Below are 20,266 nucleotides of genomic sequence, written 5' to 3' on the forward strand. Positions count from 1 at the left end.
GAGCCGGGCCATGCGCACCCACCACGCAGGCACGACGAAGCGGAGTCGACGTGACATCCACACCCGTTCAGGAGACATCAGCCCCCACACAGGACGGTCAGGGCCCGGTCGGGGCACCCAGCTACGCCTACCGGCTGCCCGCCAGTCCACTGCTGGGCGCCACCATCGGGGAGCACTTCGACCAGGTCAGCGACCGGTTCCCGGACAACGAGGCGGTGGTGGCGCTGCCCCAGCAACGTCGGTTGCGCTATCGCGAGCTGCGCGCCGAGGTGGACGCGCTGGCCAAAGGGATGCTGGCGCGGAGGATCGAGCGCGGCGACCGGGTCGGCATGTGGGCCACCAACTGTTGGGAGTGGGTTGCGCTGCAGTTCGCCACGGCGAAGGTGGGTGCCATTCTGGTCACGGTCAACCCGTCCTACCGGGTGCTCGAGCTGGAGTACGCGCTGAACCAGTCGGGTGTGCGGATGCTGGTGACGTCGCGGGGCACCCGGTACGCCGACTACCTCGCGATGCTCGGGGAGATCGCCCCGGAGCTGGAGTCCACCGCGCCGGGACGGCTGGAGTCGGCACGGCTGCCGCACCTGCGCGACGTCGTGGTGCTGGGGGAGGAGGCTGCGCCGGGCACCATCACCTTCGCCGAACTCGCCGCGGCCGGAGCCGCGACCGACGACGGCGCGCTCGCCGCGCGGGGCCGGAGCCTGCAGTTCGACGATCCGATCAACATCCAGTACACCTCGGGCACCACGGGGTCGCCCAAAGGCGTCGTGCTGACCCACCACAACCTGCTCAACAACGGCTACCAGCACGGACTGGAGACCCAGCGTACGCACCTCGACCGCGTGGTCGCCCACATGCCCTTTTACCACACCGGCGGGATGAGCTGCACGACCATGGCGACGGTCTCGCACGGGGCGACGTTGATCATCCCGAGCGAGACGTTCGATCCTGTCGCGGTCCTGCAGGCGGTGCATGACGAGCGGGCCACGGTGCTCAACGGGGTGCCGACGATGTTCGTCGCGCTGCTGAGCGTGCCGGACCTCGACCGCTTCGACCTGACGAGCCTCCGCACCGGGTTCATGGGCGGCGCACCGTGCCCGATCGAGATCGTCCGGCGGGTGATGACCGACCTGCACGTCCCAGACTTCGTGATCATGTTCGGCCAGACCGAGTCGTCGCCGATCATCGTGGGCACGACCATCGACGATCCCGAAGAGGTGCGCGCGAGCACCGTCGGCCGACCCTACCCGCACGTCGAGATCAAGGTGGTGGACCCGGCCACCGGGGACGTCGTACCCCGGGGGGTACAGGGCGAGGTGTGTGCGCGGGGATATCCCGTGATGCGCGGCTACTGGGAGAACCCGGAGGGCACGGCAGAGGCGCTCGACGAGGCGCACTGGCTGCACACCGGGGACCTCGGGGAGATGGACGGCGACGGCTTCATGAAGATCACCGGACGGAAGAAGGACATGATCATCCGCGGCGGGGAGAACATCTACCCCGCGGAGATCGAGGGGCTGCTCTACGGGTTCGACCCCGTCGAGGAGGTGCAGGTCACCGGCGTGCCGGACGAGAAGTACGGCGAGGAGGTGGTCGCCTTCGTCAAGCTGCGCGACGGAGCGACGTGCACCGAGGACGAGCTGAAGGACTTCTGCCGGGCCCGCGTCGCCCACTTCAAGTCGCCGCGCTTCGTGCTGTTCGTCGATGAGTTCCCCATGACGGTGACGGGGAAGATCCAGAAGTACCGGCTGCGCGACATCGCGATCGAGCGCCTCGGTCGGCAGCAGGCGGCCGCGATCGCGACCGCCTGACGCCCAGTCAGTCCAGCGGGGGCGGCCAGGGGACCGCCTCGAGCGGGACCTCCCGGAACCGCCCCCAGGTGGCCGACGCCGATATGCCGAAGAGGTCCCCGACCTGGCTCCAGGTCAGGCCCGCGGCGCGCGCGTCGTTCACGGCGGCCTGCGTCATCGGCCGCAGGCTCTCGTCGATGCTGGCCAGCAGGTGTGCGCGCCCGGCGGGGTCGTCAGGGTCCACGCCGCGATGAGCGGCCAGCTCCGCCAGCACGGCCTCGAGCGCCTTGGCCACCGTCTCGTCGGTGACCGGACCACGCCGCAAGCGGCGGCCCTGCTTGTTCTCCTCAGCCATCTCTCCACCCATCTGTCTCGTGTGCCCATCACCGACACCTGTCGTCGACGGCGGTCCGGCCGGAGCATCCATTGAAACCAGGCGTCGACGTGCGCTAAGTTTACCGCGGTTAACGTCGGCTCCGCAGCAGGGAGGGCCCTGATGGCTCACTTCGACACCGTCATCAAGAACGGCATGATCATCGATGGCACGCGGGTGCCCCGCTATCGAGGTGACATCGGCATCGTCGATGGGAAGATCGCCAGCATCGGGCGCATCGCCGAGAGTGACGCCGACAAGGTCGTCGATGCCACCGACTGCATCGTCGCGCCGGGTTTCATCGATCTGCACACGCATTACGACGCGCAGGTCTACTGGGACCCGTACTGCACGTTGTCGGGCTGGCACGGCGTCACCTCGGTGGTCATCGGGAACTGCGGATTCGGCTTCGCGCCCGTCCGCCCCGAGATGCGCGAGCGGATGATGCTGAGCATGACCCGCGTCGAGGCGATCCCGTTCGACTCGATGCAGGCCGGCCTGCCCTGGGACTGGGTGTCCTACCCCGAGTTCCTGGAGAGCCTGGACCGCATCCCGAAGGGTGTGAACCTGCTGCCCTACGTGCCCACCGGGCCGTTGCTCGTCTGGGTCCTCGGGCTCCAGGACGCGAAGGACGGTCGCGAGCCGACGCCCGACGAGATGGCGGAGATCAAGCGCCTGCTGCACGAGGCGATGGACGCGGGCGCCTGCGGCTGGTCGGCCCAGCGGCTCCCGGCCACCGGCGGGATCGCCAACCAGCGCGACTACGACGGCACCCCGATGCCCTCGGACAACATGTCCGACAAGACCGCGCTGGAGCTGGCGAGCGTGCTCGCCGAGCGCAACGAGGGCTTCATCCAGATGACCTACGCCAGCGGCGACCCCAAGCACGACGGGGCGCACTACGCCGAGCTCGCGGAGGTGTCGGGCCGTCCGATCCTCTACAACGTCCTGCAGACCAACGACTTCCACCCGCACCGCCACCGCAACACGATCAAGTGGCTGGAGCGGATGCGCGAGCGCGGACTGCGGGTCTACGGCCAGGCCATGACCACCGCCGCCGGGTTCACCTTCACCTTCGAGGACTGGAACCTGTTCGACGACTCCGACGCGTGGGCCGAGGCCACCACAGGCACGCTCGAGGAGAAGATGCAGAAGCTCGGCGACCCGGCGCGTCGCGAGCGCCTGCGCACGGAGATCTCGACGGGCGTCACCGGGCCGATGGAGAACATCGTCGTCCTCAAGTGCGAGAACCCGGAGCTGAAGAAGTACCACGACCTGTTCCTGGGTGAGATCGCCGAGGCCGAGGGCAAGTCCGCTGTGGACGTCATGCTCGACATCGCGGTGGGCGACAACCTGAAGGCCATGTTCTTCGCCGAGTCGTTCAGCAACTCCCTCGACCTGCTCAAGGAGGTCGTGGCCTACCCGTACTCGATCTACGGGGTCTCCGACGGCGGCGCGCACACCAAGTTCCTGACCGCGGGCCGCTACCCGACCGAGACGATCATCAGGTTCGCGCGCGACAACGACATCATCTCGCTGGAGGAGGCGCACTGGCGGCTGAGCGCCTTCCCGGCCTTCTGCGCGGGGTTCCAGGACCGTGGCACCCTGCGCCTCGGCGCGCCGGCCGACATCGTGGTCTACAACCTCGACCAGCTCGCCATCACCGACACCGAGGTGGTCCACGACCTGCCCGGCAACGAATGGCGGCGCATCCAGAAGGCCGTGGGCTACCGCTACATCATGGTCAATGGTGAGGTGACGATGATGGACGGCAAGGACACCGGCGCCACGCCCGGCGTCGTGCTGCGCCACGGTGGCGCCTCGACCGGCGACGGCTGAGACCGGTGGCCGGACCGCAGTGGGACCTGACCTTCGGCACCTGGGACGACGCCGAGGCGATGGTCGGCGCCGAGCTCGGGTCGTTCGAGGGTGCTGACGAGGTGACCCGGGCCGACATCCGGCGCCGGCTGGAGACGCTGGCCCTGGACTGCCCGTTGCACTACGACGAACAGGTGGCGAAGAACCACGGGTATCGCGGTGTCGTGTCCCCGACCGCCATGCTGATGACCTGGTCCATGCCGCCGTACTGGCGGCCGGGCGAGGCACGGCCTGCTGAGGGCGGCGCCGCGTACCTGCCGGACTATCCGGCCGTGCACGTACCGGCGCCGGGCGACAGCCTGTTCGTCGTGCGCTCGGAGACCGAGTACGGCGAGCCCGTGTACCCCGGCGACCGGATCTCAGGGGTGTCGCGGCTGCAGAGCATGAACCGCAAACGCACGGCGGTCGGCGACGGGGCGTTCCTGGTGGTGGAGACGATCTACCGCAACCAGGACACCGCGGTCGTCGGCACCGAGCGGGTCACCTACTTTCGCTACACGGCGCAGCAGCCGGGTCAGGAGTGAGTCCGGTGGAGCACACGCTCTGCGCCGACGAGGTCACCGCCGGCACGCCGGTGCCGGTGTTCGCGCTGCCGCTGACCCCGCAGCGGCTGGTGATGGAGGCCGCGTCGAACCGGGACTTCGCCCCGATCCACCACGACGCGGAGTTCGCCCGGCAGACCGGTGCGCCGACGATGTACGCCAACACGATGCTGGTGCAGGCGATGTTCGACGCGACGCTGCGGCGGTGGATGGGCCTGGGCGGGCGGCTGCGGATGCTCGACATCGCGATGCGGTCCTTCTCGTGCGCGGGCGAGGTGCTGGCCTGCGAGGGCCGGGTCGAGCAGGTGCGCGTGGAGGGGGCCGAGTCCCTCGCCGACGTCGAGCTCTGGGCCACCGCGGGCGGGCGCCGCACGGTGACCGGCCGGGCCACGGTGGTACTGCCCCGCGACCGGCCGGGCCGGCCGGGGTGAGCGACGTGTTGGAGATCGACTTCTACGCCAACCGGCGGCCCGACCTGGCGACTGTGGGGGCCATGGCGGCGGATCTGGAGAGCGCCGGCTGCGGTGGGCTGTGGTCGATCGAGGCCGGCAGCGACCCGCTGCTGCCGCTCGCGCTCGCCGCCGCCTCGACCAGCCGGATGGTGCTGGGCACGGCCGTGGCGGTGGCGCTCGCACGCAACCCGGTGGTGCTCGGGCAGGCCGCGCACGACCTGAACGTGCTGGCCGGAGGCCGGTTCGTGCTGGGTCTCGGGTCGCAGGTCAAGACGCACATCGTGCGTCGTTACGGCCTGGAATGGTCACACCCGGCCGCGCGGATGCGCGAGTTCGTCGGCGCTCTGCGCGCGGTGTGGGCCTGCTGGAACGATGGCGCACCGCTGGACTTCCGGGGCGAGTTCTACCGGCACACGCTGATGACCCCGACGTTCGCACCCGACCCGTCGCCGCACGGCCCCCCACGGGTGGTGCTGGCCGGGGTCGGCGACATCATGACCCGACTGGCCGGCGAGGTGGCCGACGGTTTCGCCTGTCACCCCCTCACCACGCCGCAGTACCTGACCGACGTCACCCTGCCCGCGCTGCAGCGCGGGCGCGAGCTCTCCGCCCGTGACCGCTCTGGCTTCACGGTGATGGCGCCGGTCCTGGTGGTCACCGGCTCGGACGCCGCCGCGACGGACGCCGCCCTCGCTGCCACCCGGCTCCAGATCGGCTTCTACGCCTCGACGCCGGCGTACCGGACGGTGCTGGAGTCGGTCGGCGCCGGAGCGGTCGCGCCGCGGCTGACCGAGCTGTCCAAGCTCGGCGAGTGGGACGAGATGGGACGGCTGGTGTCCGACGACCTGGTCGAGGCATTCGCGGTGGTGGCGCACCCGAAGGACCTGGTCGCCGCCATCCGCGAACGATTCGACGGCCTGCTCGACCGGGCGGCCCTCTACGCGCCCTATGACGTCGCCGACGACGTGTGGCACGCGGTTCTCGAGTCCGCGACGAACGGAAGGCGGGCCGACCACTGAACGCCGACAGCATGGACACCCATCTCGACGAGCTGCGGAAGCGCCGCACCGAGGCGCTCGGGATGGGCGGGCCGCGGCGGATCGCCCGCCAGCACGCGAGCGGCAGGCTGACCGCACGTGAGCGCATCGATCTGCTGATCGACCCGGGATCGTGGTTCGAACTGGGTTTGCTGACGAAGCCGGAGCTGCGCCGCGAGGGCGACGCGTCCGCGGCCGACGGGGTGGTCACCGGATGGGCCACCGTGGACGGCCGCCGGGTCGCCGTCATCGCCATCGACGCCACCGTGCTGTCGGGGACGACGGCCGCGGTGAACGCCCGTAAACAGACCCGGCTGATCACCGCCGCCGGTCGCGCCGGCCTGCCGATCATCACGCTGGCCGACGCCGACGGCGGGCGGATGCCCGACATCATGGGCTGGCGCTTCGGCGGCCTACCGCTGGACTTCAAGCAGTTCCTCACCCCGCCCGACGGCTGTCCCTCCGTGCCCAGGCTGGTAGCGGCGCTCGGGCCGTGCTACGGCGACTCGGCGCTGCAGGCCGCCGCCGGGCACTTCACCGTCATGACCGAGCAGGCCTCGGTCGCGCTGTCCGGGCCGTCGGTCGTCAGCACCGCCATCGCCGAGAACGTGACCCACCTGGATCTGGGCGGTCCGGACGTCGCGGCAGCCCAGGCCGGCACCTCGCACGCGGTGGTCGCCGACGAGCAGGCCGCCATCGCCTGGGTCCGACGCGCGCTGGGTTACCTGCCCGACCACGCCGCCGCGGCCGCACCGGTGGTGGCGCCGCTGCCGCCCGCGGTGGACGCCGAGGCGCTGCTCACGCTCGTCCCGACCGAACGCAAGCGCGGCTACGACATGCGCAAGGTGCTGGCCGCGATCGTCGACCGCGATTCGTTGCTGCAGTGGTGCGAGACCCGCGGCAAGTCCGTGATCACAGCGCTGGCCCGGATCGAGGGCGGCCCGGTCGGTGTCGTCGCCAGCCAGCCGATGCAGCGCGCCGGGACGCTCGACGTCGAGGCCCTCGACAAGTACCTCGGATTCATCGAGATCTGCGACACCTTCAACATCCCGCTGGTGATGCTGCACGACGTGCCGGGTCTGATGATCGGCACCCAGGAGGAGCGCCGCGGTGTGCTGCGCTACCTGGAACGGATCGCGGTGCGGCTGTCCACGGCGGCGGTGCCACGGGTCAGCGTGATCGTGCGCAAGTCCTACGGCGGCGGCTACTTCCTCATGGGGGGCTCGCAGACCTCGCCCGACATGCTGGTCTGCTGGCCGACTGCGGAACTCGGCTTCATGGCACCGGAGGCGGGGGTCCGCACGGTGCACCGCGGCGACCTGGAACGCGAGCTCGCCCAGGGCGGCACCGAGGCACGGGACCGGCTCTTCGACAAGCTGACCGAGGAGTGGCAGCTGGAGTCCGAGCCGTGGGAGGCCGCCGCGCACTTCTTCGTCGACGACGTCATCGACCCGCGGGAGACCAGGCACGTGATTGCGACCGCGATCGACGTGACGTGGGGCAACCACGAGCGGGTCCGCCACCGAACGTGACCGGCGGCTTCAGTAGGAGCGGGGCAGCCCGAGCGCGTGCTCGGAGACGTAGTTCAGGATCATCTCGCGACTGACCGGGGCGGTACGCAGCAATCGGGCCATGCCCCACATGTCGGCGAGCCCGTACTCGGTGGCCATCCCATTGCCACCGTGGATCTGGATCGCCGCGTCCAGGCAACGCAGCCCCGCGTCGGCCGCGGCGAACTTTGCCATGTTCGAGGCAGCACCGGCGTCCCGGCCGCTGTCGAACAGCCAGCCGGCCTTCTGCGTCATCAGACGGGCCAGCTCCAGCGCGATCTTGGCCTCGGCCAGCGGGTGGGCCAGGCCCTGATGGGCACCGATGGGCACGTCCCAGACCTGCCGGTCGTTGGCGTAGCGCGAGGCCTTGGCCAGCGCGTAGCGCCCGATCCCGGCGCTGACCGCCGCCACGGTGATCCGCTCGGGGTTGAGGCCGGTGAACACGTGCCGCAGGCCTTCCCCCTCGGCGCCGATCATGCGGTCCGGGGTGACCACGACGTCGTCGAAGTGCAGGAAGAACTGCTTCTCCGCGACCTTGAGCTCCATCGGGATCACGGTCCGGGTGAGGCCGGGCGCGTCGGTGTCGACCACGAACAGCGACAGCCGCGATCGGCTGGTCGCCTCGTCGACGCCGGTGCGGGCGACCAGCAGAACCTGGTCGGCCTCGTCGATGCCGGAGGCGTAGTACTTGGTGCCGCGGATGCGCCAGTCCTCGCCGTCCCGAACGGCCGAGGTGGTGATCTTGTGGGTGTTGAGACCGGCATCGGGTTCGGTGATGGAGAACGCCATTTTCTTGGCGCCACTCGCCATGGCGGGGAGCCAGCGCTGCCGCTGCTCCGCGCTGCCGTGCTGGGCGATGACGGGTGCCGCGATGCCGGAGGAGACGATCAGCACGAGCATCGGGCAGCCGGCCGCCGCGAGCTCCTCGCACACGATCGCCAGCTCGGTGATCCCCTGACCGCCGCCCCCGTACTCCTCGGGGATGTTCACCGCGACGAACCCGGCGTCGGCGAGCGCCTTCCACAGCTCGAGCGCGGGCTCGCCGCGGCGGGTGATGTCGACGAAGTAGTCGTGGCCGAAGCCGCCGGCGATCTTCGCGACGGTCTCGCGGATCATGGACTGCTCGGACGTCTCGACGAAACTCATGACGGCCTCCCGGCGGACAGGTGATGTGAACCACGGTTAACACTATGTGCTGCAGATGCGCGAGTCCAATGCCGGACGGTCCGTGTTCACGGCGCCGGGCACGCGACGGATCCGGACCTGGACCTGGACCTGGACCTGCTGTGCAGGCCCGGCGGGACGGGGATCGTCCCGGAAGGAACGGCCGGGATCAGCCGGTGGCCGAGCCGAGGTCGGCGGCATCAGCAGGCCGGGTCAGCAGCACCGCGGCGGCCCCGGAGCTCAGCAGCCGCTCCACCGTCGCGTCGTCGAGCTCGGCCGGCATGTGGGCCGCGGCATTGAGCAGCGACAGGACCGCCGTGACCAGTCCGCGGGCCTGCGTGGCGCCCAGGTCGGTCCGCACCAGGACGAGTGTCTCGGTCCAGATGATCTCGTACTCGCGTTGACGACGGCGCAGTGCCCGCAGCGCGATCGGGGACAGGGCCCGGTGCTCGCGCACGTACACCGCCACGAGCCGCCGGTGGCGCGAACCGAATCCGGCATGCACCGCGATCAGCGCGTGCAGCACGTTCTCCGGGCCACCGGTGCCCGCCGCGCGACGAGCACCCGTCAGCAGTTCCGTCATCGCGGTGTTGCACAGCTCCCGCAGGATGGCGTCCTTGTTCTGGAAGTGGCGGTACACCGCCGGCCCGGTGACGCCGGCGGCCGCTCCGATGTCGTCGATGCCCACCGCATGGAAACCCTGCCGCGAGAACAACTCGGTGGCGACCTCCAGGAGCACGGTCCGGCGGAATCCGGCCACGGTCACACACCTCCACCTCGGCACGGGCGGACCCCGCGGACACGCTGGAGCCGACGATACGAACGAACGAGGTCATCCTAACCGCCGCCGGCCACCGGGCCAGGCCGGGCCGGATCGTCGCGGCTGACCGCACACGCCGGCCGCCCGCGCCGGCTACCGGACGGCGGCCAGGATCGTGACGACACAGGCCGCGGGCCCGTCGCCCAGGGAGCCGCCGGCGTTCTCGGCGAGGCCGATTCGTGCTCCCGGTACCTGCCGCGCGCCCCCGCGGCCCCGCAGCTGGTCGGCGAGCTCCACCAACTGCGCCGCCCCGGTGGCGCCGATCGGATGGCCGCGGGCCAGCAGGCCCCCGGACACGTTGACCGGCGTCGCGCCGCCGACACCCGTCGCGCCGTCCCGGGCGAGCTTCGCACCGTCGCCGGGAGGCGCGATGCCGATCTCCTCGGCGATCACGAGCTCGGCGGGTGAGGCGGCGTCGTGCACCTCGAACAGGTCGATCCCGTCCGGGCCGACGCCGGCCTGCTCGTAGGCCACCCGGGCGGTGCGCCCGACCACGTCCCCGGCATCGCTGACGCGTGACGCCCCGACCGCCGAGGCCAGTACGCGCACGGACGGCCGGTCGCGGCGGCGAGCCAGCTCCGTCCGGGTCAGCACGCAGGCGGCCGCGCCGTCGCCGATGGAGGAGCACATGGGCCGCGTGAGCGGGGCCACGATCGTGCGCGCGGCGAGGATCTCCTCGACCGTGAGAGCCGTGCGGTTCTGCGCGATCGGGTTGAGGCTGCCGTTGTGCAGGCTCTTGGCCGCGACGAGCGCCAGGTCGCGGTCCGACGCACCGGTGCGTTCGAGGTACGCGCGCGCCTCGGCCGCGTAGATCTCCATGAACACGGGGCGCGAGCCGTCCTGATCGCCGGCCAGCTCGACATCCACGGCCGTGGCCAGTGCCCGCGCGGCACGCGTACGGTCGGTGCTCGTCATCTTCTCCGCGCCGACCACCAGGACATGGTCGTAGGAGCCCGAGGAGACGGCCATGGCCCCGAGGTGGAATGCACTCGAGCTGGACGCGCAGGCGTTCTCCACCGACACCATCGGGCGGCCGGCCACACGCGATCCGCCCAGCGCCGTGTGGGCCCGGATCATTTCCTGCCCGGTGAGCACTCCCGCCGCGGCATTGCCGAACACCACCAGCCCGATCTCCTCGGGTTCCACCCCGGCGTCGGCCAGCGCGGCGTCCGCTGCCTCGGCGGCCAGATCGCGCAGCCGGGTGTCGACGAACATGCCGAACCGGGTGATGCCGGTGCCGATGATCGCTACGTCCATGTCGCGACGTCCTTCCTGTCCTCGATGTCGGGCAACTCGTCGACGTCGGGCCACGACACCCGCTCGTCGAGGGCTCTCGCCGCGCCGTCGCGCAGCGGTCCGGTCGTGGTGTCGAGCAGGGCCGCCGCGAGCGCTGCGGCACCGGCGGCGTCGCCGGCCGCGATCGCGACCACGAGCGCGTCGCGCGTCGCGTCGCATCGGTCTTCCGGCTCCGGCCGGGCGCGGTCGAGCGCACCGCACATCCAGGCCAGCGCGGTGAGGACCAACTCGAGCACGTCGTTGCCGCTGGCCGCGGCGAGGAGCCGGTGGAACTCCAGGCATTCGCGCTGCCTGTGCGCGGATGCCGCCGAGGCGGCGAGACGCTGGTGGCAGGCGCGCAGCATCGCGACGTCGGCCGGGTCCCCGCGCCGCGCCGCCATCCGGGCCGCCACCGGCTCCAGTTCGGTCCTCGCCTCGAGCAGGCCGCGCATCGTGGTGCCGCGGAACTGCAGCGCGATGGCCAGCGCGCTGCCCACGACGCGCGGTCCGGGCCGAGCGATCCGCGGGCCGCCACCCGGGCCGCTGCGCACGTCGATGGCACCGAGGTAGGACAGCACGCGCAGCGCCTCCCGCAATGAGCCGCGCGAGACGTCGAAGTAGCTCATGAGGGTCGGTTCCGAGGCCAGCCGGTCACCGGGGACGAGCCGCCGCGCGACGGCCTCGCGCATCATCCGCCGCGCCGTCATCCGCGGGACGGAGCCACCGGCGGTGCCGGTGGGTCCGCGCTCGGCTCTCGACACGCCTGTCACGATCTCGTATCCTAGATCAATGGAATCTGGTACACCAGATACTCCCTTCGTCTTCTCCCGCGAGCATGCCGACTTCGAGGCCTCGGTCGCGGCGCTGGGTCGCCGCGAGTTCCACGACGGGTACCTCGCGCGGGCGACCTCGGAAGAGATGTGCTGGGACGAACTCAAGGCACTGGGTCGTCACGGACTGCTCGGGATGACGCTTCCGGCGGCTCACGGGGGACAGGACGCGGACCCCGTCACGGTCGGCATCGCATGCGAGCAGATGGCCCGTTCGGACTTCAACCTGGCCTACCTGATCTTCGGGTCGGTACTGCTCGACGGCCTGCTCGCGGGGTTGCCGGCGCACGTCGGCGAACCGGTGGTGCACGCGGTGGCGGCCGGCGAGCAGGTCGTGTGCCTGGCGTTGACGGAGCCCCGCGGGGGTTCCGACGCCTCCGGGCTCTCGGTGCGCGCCCGGCCCGTCGAGGGCGGTTTCCGGTTGTCGGGAGAGAAGACCTCGGTCACGTTGGGCGCGCACGCGACCCATGCGATCGTCGTCGGCACCGTCGACCCCGCGCTGCGGTCGCGCGGGACGAGGCGCCTGCTGGTGCCGCTGGACGACCCGACCATCAGCCGGCAGCGGTTCGTCGATCCCGGCTTCCGGCCGCTGAGCCGGGTCGGGCTGAGCTTCGACGACACGTTCGTCCCAGCCGACCATGAGATCACCGACGGCGGCAGTGGCCTGGCAGCGCAGCTGGCCGACTTCGACTTCACCCGCGCGCTGCTGGGGTTGATGGTGCTCGGCGCCGCCCGCCGCGCCATGGACGCCACCATCGACTGGGTGCGCCAGCGTGAGGCGTTCGGCGCGCCGATCGCCACCTACCAGGGGGTGTCGTTCACGCTCGCCGAGTGGGACACGCAGCTCGAGGCGGCCCGCTGGCTGTGCTATCGGACGCTCGGCCTGCGCGCCGCCGGCCTCCCGCACACGCGGGAGGCCGCGATGTGCAAGTGGTGGGCGCCGCGGATCGCGGTGCAGGCCATCAACGACTGCATCGTGCTGCACGGCCACGTCGGGTGGTCCACCGAGATGCCGTTGCAGCAGCTGCTGCTCGACGTCAGCGGCCTGCAGATCGGCGACGGGACCCCCCAGATCCAGAAGCTCGTGATCGCCCGTCATCTGATCGGCCGCGAGTACGTCGGCTGACCGACAACAGGAAGGAGGCGCTCGATGAGGCGCGTCACCGGATGCCCATCCACCTCGGGCGACGACTACCAGCTCACCACCACCACCTTCATCCGGCACGCGGTGCGTACGCACCCGGAGCAGGAGATCGTCTACAGCGCCGGTGGGGAGATGCGGCGCTACACCTACGCCGACGCCCACCGGCGGATGATGCGAGCCGCGAACGCACTCGAGACGCTCGGTGTCGCCCCCGGGGACCGGGTCGGGGTGCTGGACTGGAACTCCCACCGGCACTTCGAGCTCTACTTCGCGGTCCCCGGCACCGGAGCGGTGCTGCTGCAGATGAACCTGCGCATCTCCGCGGAGGACCTGTCCTACGTCGCTGGCCATAGCGAGGCGTCCTACGTCCTCGTCGACGAGTCGTTGCTGCCGCTGGCCGAGGCGATCGCACCACAGCTGCCGGGTGTGCGGAACTGGGTGGTGATGTCGGAGCGCCCGATCGCGGAGATCACGACGACGCTGTCCGGGTTGTTGGGGTACGAGGAGCTGCTCGCGGCCGCCTCCGACGAGTACGAGTGGCCGGTGGTGGAGGAGACCAGCGCGTACAGCGCCTGCTACACCTCGGGCACCACCGGCCGGCCCAAGGGCGTGTTCTACTCCCATCGCAACATCCACCTGCACTCGCTGACCATGGCCGCCTACCTCGGCATCAGCAGTGACGACTGCGCGCTGGTCATCGTGCCGATGTTCCACGGCCAGTCCTGGGGGCTGTTCTACGCGTGCGCGATGATGGGTGCCAAGCTGATCTTCCCCGGCCGGTACACGGCCGAGGAGATCGCGCCGCTGGTCGACCTGATGATCGCCGAGGACGTCACGATCGCGCACGGTGCGCCGGCGATCTTCGGCCCGATGCTGGAGTACATCCGCACGCTGCCACAGGCGCCGGACCTGAGCCGGGCGCGGTTCCTCTCCGGGGCGACCGAGCCACCGCTGTCGATGATGCGCGGGTTCAAGGAGCTGACCGGGGCCGAGATCATCCACGCCTACGGCGCCACAGAGACCACACCACTGGTCGCGTTGAATTACCGACTCAAACGGTCGGTGCGCGAGCGCCTCGACGTCGAGGGCCAGTGGGATCTCAAGCGCAAGCAGGGACTGTTGATCACCGGTGTGGACGTCCGTGTCGTCGACGCCCACGGCGAGGAGGTGCCGCACGATGGCGCCAGCGTCGGCGAGGTCTGCATGCGCGGGCCGTGGGTGGCCGTGCGCTACCACGACGCGCCGGAGGCTGAGGGCAACTTCCTCGACGGCTACTGGCGCAGTGGTGACGCCGGCACCGTCGACGCCGACGGGTACCTCAAGGTCGTCGACCGGATCAAGGATGTGATCAAGAGCGGTGGCGAGTGGATCTCGTCGATCGACATGGAGAACGCGATCGTCGGCCACCCCGACGTGCTCGACGCCGCCGTCGTCGGCCTGCCGCACCCGAGGTGGCAGGAGCGCCCTCTCGCGCTCGTCGTGCTCCGCCAGGGGGCCGAGGTGACGGTGGAGCAGGTCAACGACCTACTGCTGGAGCGGTTCGCGCGCTGGCAGCTGCCCGACCGCGTGCTGTTCGTGGCCGAGATCCCCAAGACCAGCGTCGGCAAGACCAGCAAGCGCACCCTGGTGCAGCAGTACGCAGACCTCTACGCCGGCGCCGAGCACGTCGAGGGCTGAGGCGCCCGGTGAAGCCGGCGGCTACGCGCCGGGGCTCCTGCAGCGCCCGGCGCGCCATCTCGATCTCCTCGTAGGCGGCGGGGCGGGCACTAACGGCCCGAGGTCGAGGAATCCGTGGATCAGGTCCGGGAGCCGCGTGTGCAGCACGAGGTTTCCGGCTCGTCGTGTGCTTTCCGCGTAGCCGCCGCCCTGGTCGCGAAGTGGATCGAAGCTGCTGCGCGATGACCGGCGGCGAAGGTGCCACCGGCGCTGTCAACGGCCAAGTTGCGCCTCCCCGCCGATGACCAACTGCTCCGGCTCGCGCCGACTTCGTCGATGTTCGCGAGTGCCCGTCGGGTCGGTCGCGGTGCCGGCGTGGTCGAGGTCTCAACGGAGCTTGAAAATCGACCCCGGATGGTTCCGAACCCACGAGACACCAGGGGGTCAGATCAGGATCCGACGACACGAGGCCCGCGGGGTGAGGGTGCTCCGGCGCGACCGTGTAGTCCACCGCGACCACGGTCCGCGATCCGCGGGGGAAGGCCGTCATCTGTCCGAGCGGTCTGCGACCGCATCTGGTGCGGCCCGTTCGCCACCAACACCTGCCCGTCCACCTACTCGGGCAGCGCGGCGCCGGGGACGGTGTGTGCCGAAAGCGCTGCTGCTCGCCACCGCCGCGCGCCGCTGGGAATTCGCGCCCGCCTCGATTTCGCCGACGTGCGCAACCACCTGCGGACGGAGCGCTCGGGTAGGTGATGAATGGGTGCTGCACGATTACAACACCGACGGTGATACCTACATGGAGGGGGCTGCCAGGCATGGGGTACGACCGCGGGGAATGAGAACCGACCGCCGCCGGAGGAGATGCTTGCGACGTTGTGCGGGTACCGCAACGATCTGTTCGGCGTGCCGTCCTCGCGCGGGAACGGGCGGACGAGTTCACCGCTGCCGCGCCAAGCTATCCCCGTCATGCTCCTGGTGGAGGCACGGCAAGCGGCACGGCGCTCGCCAGCCAGTCTCACAGTCAGGCTTCTCGGCGTGATGCTGTCGCCGATGATCGATTTCAGCGTGCCGACGCCGTGTTGGGTGCGTGGGGCGACCGGACCGCCGACCTCCGGCTGTGCCCGCGACGTGCGGAGGGTGGCTCGACGATCGCCACGGGTGACAGCGCCCGGGCGGCCTCCGCGAACCTCAGCAACCGGCAGGGCGACCATACCCGCCCGGATCCGTCGGCGATATGGCACGTCCGGCACCGCCCGCCGGCGTCCGGGGTGTGATCGGCCAGCAGCTTGGCGACGACCGCCGGGAGGTGAGAAAGCTCGGCCACGAATTCGGTCATCACCTGCTCGGTGTGGTCCACGATGTCCGTGGTCCTGTGCTCGGTGACGACTTCGTCCATCCCGACAACCTCCTGCTCGGCGGGACGATCGTTGTCGATCGGCCACCGTTAAGGATGGCGTGATGGACCCGGGTCGTCGATGGCAGCAGGCACATGGTGGTGGCGGATCCACGGTGCTCGTGCACAGCGGCGCCGATCGCAGCTGCCGCCGGACACCCTGCTCTCAGGCGCGATGCAGCGAGATCAGCGGCGCGGCGCTCGTTCGGCAACCGAGCGCACCGGGGTTCAGGTCGACGGCTTGCAGGGCGACGTAGAGCTCTGCGGACGACACAGGATCGGCGGAGGAGCGGCCGGTCAGCTCCTCGATGCGCTGCAGGCGGAGCCGGATGGTGTTGCGGTGGTAGTGCAGGCGGCGGGCGACCTCGGTGCACGACCCCCCGCACGAGTACCAGGTTGCGAGCGTGGACAGCAGCCCGTCCCGCTCGGCCTCCGGAAGCTCCAGTACTGGGCCGAGTACCTGCTCGGCGAACTCCCGGGTCGCCTCGGGGAGGTGCGCGACGAGCTGCGGGATCGGTCTGAGACCGTAGCTGTTGACGGAGCGCAATCCCGGCGTGGTGCAGCGGCGCGCCACCTGAGCCTCGCGCAGCGCGACGGGCGCGCCGAGTACCGAGGAGAAGCTGCGGCTCACCCCGATCCGGGCAGTCGCCAGGTCCTCGAGCGAATCCAGCACCGTCTGCTCCCGCAGTGCCGATGGCAGGCTCAGCAGCCCGAGTGCCGCGCCGGGCTCGACCGTCCACACGGAGTGCACGCCGCGGGCCCGGAGCCGGTCCTCAACCCGCCGCGGCACCTCGGTGCGGCTGGCGCCGACCTCGATCATCACGACGAGGAACCGCCCCTGGTCGGGGAGCTGCAGGATGCGGAGGCTCTCCCACATCGCGGACTCGTCGGCGCTCCCGGACAGCAGGCAGTCGAGCAACCTCGATCGAGCCAGCTCGTCCCGTCGAGCCAGCTCGACCGTGAACTGGCCGTAGGCCGCGCTCGCCAGGCCCGAGTAATCATCGACGAGGGTCCAGACCTTTGTGGCCATCTGCGGGAGAACTGCACGGCTACGCTCGTCGGCGACGTCGAGCAGCCGCTCCCAGATCAGCCGACCACCCAGTCGGTAGGCGTGCAGCATTGCCGATACGGGCAGTCCGAATTCCGCCTTCATCCGGCCGGTTGCCCGGGGGACGTCGAGCCGCTCCGGCCCTGTCCCGGCGAGCTGGGAGAGAAGCGCCTCGAGGTTGTCGAACACGAGCAGTCGGAGATCGTCGGCAGCGAGCAGGGACGACTCCGCGTAGGAGCGCTCGCTGGCGAGGACGCGCGCGCCGAGCGTGTCGGTCAGCTCCTCCGCCGATATGACCAGGCGGGCGGTCAGCGCGTGCTGCTCGGGATCGTGCGGCGTCGCCGACCTCATCGCACGGAGTGTAGGCGGCGTCACGGGCGTTCACTCGATTGAGCGACGGGAGGTGTTGGCGGAGCGGTGTGTGGCAGGGCGGCTGTGTTCCGTGCCGGGCGCCGGCTCATCGCAGCACGACTCCGCCCTCGGTCCCGGTGAACCGCTTGCGCAGCTCCGTCTTGAGGAGCTTGCCGGTTGCGTTGCGAGGCAGCTCGGCCACCAGGTGCACCTCGCGTGGACACTTGAAGTGCGCCAGCCGCTCGCGGCACCAGGCGATCAGCTCGTCGGCGCCGGGTTCCTGCTTCGCGGCCGGGTCGGCCACCACCACCGCGACGACGCGCTCGCCCCACTTGTCGTCCGGACCGCCGATGACCGCCGCGTCCAGCACACCGGGATGGCGGAACAGCACCTGCTCCACCTCGATCGGGTAGACGTTCTCCCCGCCCGAGATGATCATGTCCTTCTTGCGGTCGACCAGAGTGATGTAGCCGTCGGCGTCCATCCGCCCAAGGTCGCCGGTGTGGAACCAGCCGCCCCGGAAGGCCTCGGCGGTGGCTGCCGGCTTCATCCAGTACCCGACGAACACGTTGGGTCCGCGCACCAGCAACTCGCCGACGGTGTCGACCGGAACGTCCCGGTCGTCGGCGTCCACGATGCGGGCGTCGACGTGCACGGCGACCCGGCCGATCGACCCGGCCCGTGTTGTGATGTTGGCAGCGTCGAGGACCGAGACCAGCGGTGCGGTCTCGGTCATCCCGAATCCCTCGGTGAACGGGACGCCGCGTTGCTGCATGAAGTCGATGACGGTCAGCGGCACCGGCGAGCCGCCGCCCATGGCGAACTGCAGCGCCGAGAGGTCGTAGGAGTCGAAGTCGGGCACCTGGGTCAGCGCCGACCACATCGCCGGCACCATGAACTGGATGGTGGCCCGGCTCTCGGCCATCGCCTTGAGCGTGCCCACCGGGTCGAACGACGGCAGGATCACGCTGGTCCCGCCGACGTAGAGCAGCGGCAGCGTGTGCACCCCCAGCCCGCCGATGTGGAACATCGGGGCGACGGCCACGGTCACGTCGCTGCCGCGCAGGCCCTGGTCGGTGCCCAGCATGTTGACGGCGTTCCACAGCAGGTTGTCGTGGGTGAGGATGGCGCCCTTCGGGCGGCCAGTGGTGCCCGAGGTGTACATGATGAACGCGGGGTCGCGGCCGTCGACGTCGCTGTCGAGAGGCTCCGGGGCACCGCCGGAGAGCAGGTCGGTGTAGGCGATCTCGCCGTCGGCCGCAGCGCCCCGGGCCCGGACGGTGTGACGGACCCGGACCCCCGGCTCGGCCAGCGCGGTGACCGCCGCCGCCGCGAGCGGCTCGTGGAAGACGAACACGTCGGCGCCCGCGTCGGCGAGGATGTAGCCGATCTCCGGGCCGGCGAGCCGCACGTTGATCGGGACGGTGATCGCGCCGATCTTCGCACATCCCAAGAGGACCTCCATGAACTCCACCGAGTTCACCAGGAGCACAGCCACCCGGTCGCCCTTGCGGACGCCGAGGCCCAGCAGGCTCAAGGCGACCTGGTTGGTGCGCCGTTCGAGGTCGGCGTAGGTGAAGCTGGTGTCACCGGAGACGAACGCCGTGCGCTGCCCGTTGAGGAAGGCCCGCTTGGTGACCCACTGACCGATACCGCGATCCATGTGCGTACTCCTCGGCCACCGCGTCGGCGGCTCCTCGTCGTTGAGAATGGCTGGGTGAGGCAGGGCCCCGGCCCCGACGGCCGCCCGAACGCCCCCGTCCGCTCGTGTCCACCGAAACGGACACGAGCGGACAAAGGGTACTCAGTACGATCGTGGCAGGTTCAGGCTGTGCTGCGCCACATAGTTGAGGATCATCTCCCGGCTGATCGGCGCGGTGCGCATCAGCCGGGCCGGGCCCCAGAGCGTGGCCAGCCCGTACTCGGTGGCCATTCCGTTGCCGCCGTGCGTCTGGATCGCCTGGTCCAGCGCCAGGATGCCGGCCTCGGCCGCGGCGTACTTGGCCATGTTCGACGCCTCGCCCGAGCCCGGGTCGCCCGCGTCGTGCAGCGACGCCGCCCGCTGGGTCATCAGCCGGGCCAGCTCGACCTGGATCTTGGCGTGCGCAAGCGGGTGCGACACCCCCTGGTGGGCTCCGATCGGCACGTCCCAGACCTTGCGCTCGCGCGCGTAGGCAGACGCCTTGTCCAGCGCGTAGCGGCCGATGCCGTTGCCCAGGGCGGCGCCCATGATGCGCTCCGGGTTGAGGCCCATGAACACCTGGCGCAGGCCGTCGTTCTCCGTGCCGATGAGGTTCTCGGCGGGCACCTTCACGTCGTCGAAGAACAGGGTGAACTGCTTCTCCGGCGTCACTGCCTGCACGGGGATCACGGTCTTGGTCAGCCCGGGGGCGTCGGTCGGCACCACGATGAGGCTCAGCCGACCGCGGCCGCGGTCGTCGGTCGCGGTGCGAGTGACGACGAGGATGGCCTCGGCCTCGTCGACGCCGGAGATGTAGTACTTGGTGCCGTTGAGCACCCACTCCCCGCCGACGCGCTTGGCGTGGGTGGAGATGTTGTGGGAGTTCGAGCCCGCATCCGGCTCGGTGATCGCGAACGACATGATGATCTCGCCGCTGGCGATGCCCGGCAGCCAGCGCGCCTTGAGCTCGTCGCTGCCGAACGCCTGGATGATCGTGCCGCAGATGGTGGGGGAGACCACCGTCATCAGCAGCGGGCAGCCGGCCGCGGCCAGCTCCTCGCCGACGATGTGCATGTCGTAGATGCCGCCGCCGCCGCCGCCGTACTCCTCGGTGATGTTGACCCCGAGGAACCCCTGCTTGCCGACGGCCTGCCAGAGCTCGGTGCTCTTCTCCCCGGCGAGCGACTTGGTCACGTAGTAGTCGTGCCCGAAGTCCTTGGCGATCTCGGACACGGCCTTGCGCAGGTCGCGCCGTTCCTCGGTCTCGTGCAGTTCCATACCG

At 70.4% G+C, this 20,266-nt stretch carries 17 protein-coding genes and 1 pseudogene; 10 read left to right on the forward strand and 8 right to left on the reverse strand.

The features are described from left to right. Positions 1 to 50: 50 nt before the first annotated feature. Positions 51 to 1,808: an AMP-binding protein gene (locus tag BGP03_RS09305; protein ID WP_296368785.1), complete on the forward strand. Its 1,758-nt coding sequence runs from the start codon at positions 51 to 53 to the stop codon at positions 1,806 to 1,808. Positions 1,809 to 1,815: 7 nt separating this feature from the next. Here BGP03_RS09305 and BGP03_RS09310 read toward each other — a convergent pair whose 3' ends face one another. Further along, positions 1,816 to 2,142 (reverse strand): hypothetical protein, encoded by a 327-nt coding sequence (locus BGP03_RS09310; protein ID WP_296368782.1) that lies wholly within the window; start codon positions 2,140 to 2,142, stop codon positions 1,816 to 1,818. Positions 2,143 to 2,274: 132 nt separating this feature from the next. Here BGP03_RS09310 and BGP03_RS09315 point away from each other — a divergent pair. The 6 genes and pseudogenes from BGP03_RS09315 to BGP03_RS09340 form a co-directional block, all read left to right on the forward strand. Beyond that, positions 2,275 to 2,418: pseudogene (locus BGP03_RS09315) on the forward strand (hypothetical protein); the annotation flags it as partial. Further along, positions 2,398 to 3,999, forward strand: coding sequence for an amidohydrolase family protein (locus tag BGP03_RS09320; protein WP_296368981.1), 1,602 nt, complete (start codon positions 2,398 to 2,400; stop codon positions 3,997 to 3,999). The pseudogene BGP03_RS09315 and the gene BGP03_RS09320, both read left to right, overlap by 21 nt. Before the next feature lie 5 nt (positions 4,000 to 4,004). Continuing rightward, positions 4,005 to 4,562 carry a MaoC family dehydratase N-terminal domain-containing protein gene (locus BGP03_RS09325; RefSeq protein WP_296368780.1) on the forward strand — a complete coding sequence of 186 codons (558 nt, stop codon included), beginning with the start codon at positions 4,005 to 4,007 and terminating at the stop codon, positions 4,560 to 4,562. Positions 4,563 to 4,567: 5 nt separating this feature from the next. Further along, positions 4,568 to 5,011, forward strand: a complete 444-nt coding sequence (locus BGP03_RS09330; RefSeq protein WP_296368778.1) for a MaoC/PaaZ C-terminal domain-containing protein — start codon at positions 4,568 to 4,570, stop codon at positions 5,009 to 5,011. Between the two features lie 5 nt (positions 5,012 to 5,016). Beyond that, positions 5,017 to 6,051 (forward strand): TIGR03617 family F420-dependent LLM class oxidoreductase, encoded by a 1,035-nt coding sequence (locus BGP03_RS09335; RefSeq protein WP_296368776.1) that lies wholly within the window; start codon positions 5,017 to 5,019, stop codon positions 6,049 to 6,051. Between the two features lie 11 nt (positions 6,052 to 6,062). Further along, positions 6,063 to 7,601, forward strand: coding sequence for a carboxyl transferase domain-containing protein (locus BGP03_RS09340; protein WP_296368774.1), 1,539 nt, complete (start codon positions 6,063 to 6,065; stop codon positions 7,599 to 7,601). A 9-nt stretch (positions 7,602 to 7,610) separates the two neighbouring features. Here BGP03_RS09340 and BGP03_RS09345 read toward each other — a convergent pair whose 3' ends face one another. The 4 genes from BGP03_RS09345 to BGP03_RS09360 form a co-directional block, all read right to left on the reverse strand. After that, positions 7,611 to 8,765 carry an acyl-CoA dehydrogenase family protein gene (locus tag BGP03_RS09345; protein ID WP_296368772.1) on the reverse strand — a complete coding sequence of 385 codons (1,155 nt, stop codon included), beginning with the start codon at positions 8,763 to 8,765 and terminating at the stop codon, positions 7,611 to 7,613. Between the two features lie 187 nt (positions 8,766 to 8,952). Then, positions 8,953 to 9,549, reverse strand: coding sequence for a TetR/AcrR family transcriptional regulator (locus BGP03_RS09350; protein WP_296368770.1), 597 nt, complete (start codon positions 9,547 to 9,549; stop codon positions 8,953 to 8,955). Positions 9,550 to 9,696: 147 nt separating this feature from the next. Further along, a complete protein-coding gene (locus BGP03_RS09355; protein WP_296368767.1) occupies positions 9,697 to 10,860 on the reverse strand; it encodes a thiolase family protein in 1,164 nt (387 codons plus the stop codon). Continuing rightward, positions 10,851 to 11,639 carry an FCD domain-containing protein gene (locus tag BGP03_RS09360; protein ID WP_296368765.1) on the reverse strand — a complete coding sequence of 263 codons (789 nt, stop codon included), beginning with the start codon at positions 11,637 to 11,639 and terminating at the stop codon, positions 10,851 to 10,853. The genes BGP03_RS09355 and BGP03_RS09360 overlap by 10 nt, the downstream gene beginning before the upstream one ends. A 28-nt stretch (positions 11,640 to 11,667) precedes the next feature. Here BGP03_RS09360 and BGP03_RS09365 point away from each other — a divergent pair, with 28 nt between their 5' ends. The 3 genes from BGP03_RS09365 (at position 11,668) to BGP03_RS09375 (ending at position 15,970) form a co-directional block, all read left to right on the forward strand. Next, positions 11,668 to 12,834: an acyl-CoA dehydrogenase family protein gene (locus BGP03_RS09365; protein ID WP_299736099.1), complete on the forward strand. Its 1,167-nt coding sequence runs from the start codon at positions 11,668 to 11,670 to the stop codon at positions 12,832 to 12,834. Positions 12,835 to 12,858: 24 nt separating this feature from the next. Then, positions 12,859 to 14,529: a long-chain-fatty-acid--CoA ligase gene (locus tag BGP03_RS09370; protein ID WP_296368760.1), complete on the forward strand. Its 1,671-nt coding sequence runs from the start codon at positions 12,859 to 12,861 to the stop codon at positions 14,527 to 14,529. Between the two features lie 1,252 nt (positions 14,530 to 15,781). Next, positions 15,782 to 15,970, forward strand: coding sequence for a hypothetical protein (locus tag BGP03_RS09375; RefSeq protein WP_296368759.1), 189 nt, complete (start codon positions 15,782 to 15,784; stop codon positions 15,968 to 15,970). A gap of 100 nt (positions 15,971 to 16,070) precedes the next feature. On the opposite strand, the gene BGP03_RS09380 is transcribed toward BGP03_RS09375, so the two are convergent. From BGP03_RS09380 to BGP03_RS09390, 3 genes are all read right to left on the reverse strand, one after another. Continuing rightward, positions 16,071 to 17,303, reverse strand: coding sequence for a helix-turn-helix domain-containing protein (locus BGP03_RS09380; RefSeq protein ID WP_296368757.1), 1,233 nt, complete (start codon positions 17,301 to 17,303; stop codon positions 16,071 to 16,073). 106 nt (positions 17,304 to 17,409) lie between these two features. Further along, positions 17,410 to 18,966 carry a long-chain fatty acid--CoA ligase gene (locus BGP03_RS09385; protein ID WP_296368755.1) on the reverse strand — a complete coding sequence of 519 codons (1,557 nt, stop codon included), beginning with the start codon at positions 18,964 to 18,966 and terminating at the stop codon, positions 17,410 to 17,412. A 141-nt stretch (positions 18,967 to 19,107) separates the two neighbouring features. Further along, positions 19,108 to 20,262: an acyl-CoA dehydrogenase family protein gene (locus tag BGP03_RS09390; protein WP_296368753.1), complete on the reverse strand. Its 1,155-nt coding sequence runs from the start codon at positions 20,260 to 20,262 to the stop codon at positions 19,108 to 19,110. Positions 20,263 to 20,266 lie beyond the last annotated feature (4 nt).

This window comes from Pseudonocardia sp. 73-21 (assembly GCF_001899645.1).
In the GTDB taxonomy this organism is placed as follows: Bacteria; Actinomycetota; Actinomycetes; order Mycobacteriales; family Pseudonocardiaceae; genus Pseudonocardia.